The sequence below is a fragment of the Candidatus Goldiibacteriota bacterium genome (genome assembly GCA_016937715.1).
In the GTDB taxonomy this organism is placed as follows: domain Bacteria; phylum Oederibacteriota; class PGYV01; order PGYV01; family PGYV01; genus PGYV01.
In genome coordinates this window covers 1-3,448 of the sequence record JAFGWA010000095.1, presented here as the reverse complement: position 1 = coordinate 3,448, position 3,448 = coordinate 1, and the positions used below count along the sequence as shown (strand labels likewise).

The 3,448-nt window shown below is 41.6% G+C and carries 4 protein-coding genes; all 4 read left to right on the top strand.

Annotation, left to right across the window (positions count from 1 at the left end; translation table 11 throughout):
• The first annotated feature begins 309 nt into the window (after positions 1–309).
• Positions 310–684, top strand: a complete 375-nt coding sequence (locus JXR81_09740; protein MBN2755123.1) for a 30S ribosomal protein S12 — start codon at positions 310–312, stop codon at positions 682–684.
• Between the two features lie 39 nt (positions 685–723).
• Positions 724–1,191, top strand: a complete 468-nt coding sequence (gene rpsG / locus JXR81_09735) for a 30S ribosomal protein S7 (protein MBN2755122.1) — start codon at positions 724–726, stop codon at positions 1,189–1,191.
• A gap of 51 nt (positions 1,192–1,242) precedes the next feature.
• Positions 1,243–3,345, top strand: coding sequence for an elongation factor G (gene fusA / locus JXR81_09730; GenBank protein MBN2755121.1), 2,103 nt, complete (start codon positions 1,243–1,245; stop codon positions 3,343–3,345).
• 16 nt (positions 3,346–3,361) lie between these two features.
• Positions 3,362–3,448 (top strand): elongation factor Tu (locus tag JXR81_09725; protein ID MBN2755120.1); only part of this gene is annotated, 87 nt, incomplete at its 3' end.

Genomic DNA, 3,448 nt, shown 5'->3' with positions numbered 1-3,448 from the left:
GTGTGTTTATTTTTAAAAAATATAAAAAAATAAAAAATTTAGGTTTTACGATGCAGAAAAGTGTATAAAATGCAGTAAAAACAGGTTAAAAACAGCATTTTTTAAAGGGAAAAACAGGAGCTATAAATAATGAAAATAATTTAAAATATATGTTGACAATAAAGTGTATTTTGGATATTATATACAAGTTTTCAATTGCTCTTTTTAATTTTTATAGTATACAAATGTATTCATATAAAAAGGCAAAAAGGGCATAAAAGGCACTTTTTGCCTTTTGTATTTTACAAGTTTATGAAGGAGGCTTTTGATTTGCCTACAATCAACCAGTTGGTAAGACACAAGAGAACGAAGATGAATGTAAAGACGGCATCGCCGGCTTTAAGGCAGTGCCCGCAGAAAAGGGGCGTTTGCACAAGGGTTTACACTGTAACCCCTAAAAAGCCTAACTCCGCTTTGCGTAAAGTTGCAAGGGTAAGGCTTACAAACAAGATGGAAGTATCGTGCTACATACCGGGTGTCGGCCACAACCTTCAGGAACACTCTATCGTTCTTGTCAGAGGCGGCAGGGTAAAAGATCTTCCCGGCGTACGATATCACATTGTACGCGGTTCGCTTGATACGCAGGGCGTTCAGAACAGAAAACAGAGCAGGTCTAAATACGGCACAAAAGCGCCGAAGAAGTAATAAAAGCTTAAATCATTTAATACTTAAGGAGCATTAAAAATGCCAAGGAAAAAAAGAACAGTAAAAAGGGAAATTAAAGCAGATTCAAAATATAACAGTCTGATTATTGCCAAGCTTATCAACTGCATAATGTATCAGGGCAGAAAAAGCGCCGCGGAATCAATTGTTTATGGAGCGCTTGAATACATTGATAAAAAGGGTAAAAATTCCATGGAAGTTTTCAAAACGGCCATAGAGAATATAAAGCCTTTAATGGAACTTAAATCAAGAAGGATCGGCGGTGCGAACTATCAGATACCTGTTGAAGTCAACACTGACCGCAGGCAGTCTCTTGCAATCAGATGGCTTATTAATGCCACGCGTGACCGCAAGGAAAAATCCATGGTTGAAAGGCTTGCGCTTGAATTACTGGCTGCAGAGCAGAACCAGGGCGGAGCAATGAAGAAAAAGGATGATACGCATAAAATGGCTGAAGCCAACAAGGCGTTTGCCCATTACAGGTGGTAGTATTCAGTTTATAAATTAATAAATAACGAATAAAAATATCAGGAGATAACAATGGCAAGGGAATTCCCGTTAAACAAGTTAAGGAACATAGGTATTATGGCCCATATAGACGCAGGAAAGACAACATTGTCAGAGCGCGTTCTCTATTATACCGGTAAAACCCATAAAATCGGCGAAGTGCATGAAGGCGCCGCCACGATGGACTGGATGGAACAGGAACAGGAAAGGGGCATAACAATTACTTCCGCTGCCACCACATGTTTCTGGAAAGACTATAGAATTAACCTTATAGACACGCCGGGGCACGTTGATTTTACTGTTGAAGTTGAAAGGTCTTTAAGGGTTCTTGACGGCGCGGTATGCGTATTTGACTCTGTAAACGGTGTTGAACCGCAGTCAGAAACAGTCTGGCGTCAGGCTGATAAATATGAAGTTCCAAGGATGATATTCTTTAATAAAATGGACAGGATAGGCGCTGATTTCAAGATGTGCCTTGAAAGCGTTATAGAAAAACTTGGCGCGAAACCTGTTGCAATGCAGATACCGATAGGCGCCGAAGATAAATTTGAAGGTGTAATTGACCTTGTAAAGATGAAAGCGATAATCTGGCTTGCTGAAACGCTTGGAGCACAGTTTGAAGAAAGGGAAATACCCGCTGATCTTCTTGATGAAGCAAAGGCTTACAGGGAAAAACTTATGGAAGCCGCTTCTGATTATGATGAAAAAATAATGGAAGCTTTTCTTGAAGGAAAAGAAGTATCAGAAGACGCAATAAGAAAAGCTATCCGCGTAGGAACATTAGCTCTAAAAATATTCCCGGCATTCTGCGGAACCGCTTTTAAAAATAAAGGCGTTCAGCCGCTGCTTGACGGCGTACTTGCTTATCTTCCTTGTCCGCTTGACCTTCCTCCTGTCAAAGGTTTTGATCCCAATGCTCCGGAAGGCGAAGTAAGGGAAATTGAAAGGGTCGCTTCTGATGATGAAAAATTCACGGCGCTGGCCTTTAAGATTATGTCAGACCCTTTTGTGGGAAGGCTTACATATTTCAGGATTTATGCCGGCACAATTCAGTCCGGTTCGTACGTATATAACTCTGTAAAAGGCAAGACCGAAAGGCTTGGCCGTATTATCAGAATGCACGCAAACACAAGGGAAGAAATTAAAGAGGCTTATGCGGGTGATATTGTTGCCGGAATAGGTTTTAAGGACACTTTTACAGGCGAAACTTTATGCGATGAAAAAAATCCGATAATTCTTGAGAAGATGGAATTCCCGGAACCGGTTATCTTTATCGCTGTTGAACCCAAGACAAAAGCTGACCAGGAAAAGATGGGTATTGCGCTTAACAAACTTGCTGAAGAAGACCCGACATTCAGGGTAAGGACGGATGAAGAAACATCCCAGACTATTATTTCGGGTATGGGCGAACTTCACCTTGAAATTATTGTTGACCGTATGAGAAGGGAATTTAAGGTTGAATGTAATGTAGGAAAACCTGAAGTGTCATACAGGGAAACAATTGCCGGTATCGCAAAAAACATTGAGGGCAAGTATATAAGGCAGACAGGCGGACGCGGACAGTACGGCCACGTATGGATAGACCTTGAACCGCTTGAAAAGGGCGGCGGTTATGAATTTGTAAATAAGATTGTCGGCGGTGTTATTCCCAGGGAATACATTCCGGCTGTTGATAAAGGAATTCAGGAAGCTGCGGCAAACGGCGTTATAGCCGGATACCCGATAATGGACATAAAGGTTACTCTTCATGACGGTTCTTACCATGATGTTGACTCTTCGGAAATGGCATTTAAGATAGCAGGTTCCATGGCGTTTAAAGAAGCTTTCAAAGCCGCAAATCCTCAGGTTCTTGAGCCGATAATGGACGTTGAGGTTGTAACTCCGGAAGATTTTATGGGAGACATAATAGGAAACTTAAGTTCCCGCCGCGGAAGAATTGACAGAATGGAAAAAAGGGCAAAAGCCCAGCACATAAGGGCGTTTGTCCCGCTTGCGGATATGTTCGGATACGCCACAGATTTAAGGTCGTTAAGTCAGGGAAGGGCGATGTATACCATGCAGTTCAGCAAATATGAACCTGTTCCCAACAATATAAAAGAAGCAATTGTTGCTAAATTCACAGGCAAAAGATCATAAAGGGAGGCAATAATCGATGGCAAAAGAGAAATTTGACAGGACGAAACCGCACGTAAACGTTGGAACAATAGGGCACGTTGACCACGGCAAAACCACATTAACG

Excerpts from the sequence above, each read along its gene's own strand:
- fusA (MBN2755121.1), top strand. The coding sequence starts at position 1,243 with ATGGCAAGGGAATTCCCGTTAAACAAGTTAAGGAACATAGGTATTATG.
- rpsG (MBN2755122.1), top strand. The coding sequence starts at position 724 with ATGCCAAGGAAAAAAAGAACAGTAAAAAGGGAAATTAAAGCAGATTCA.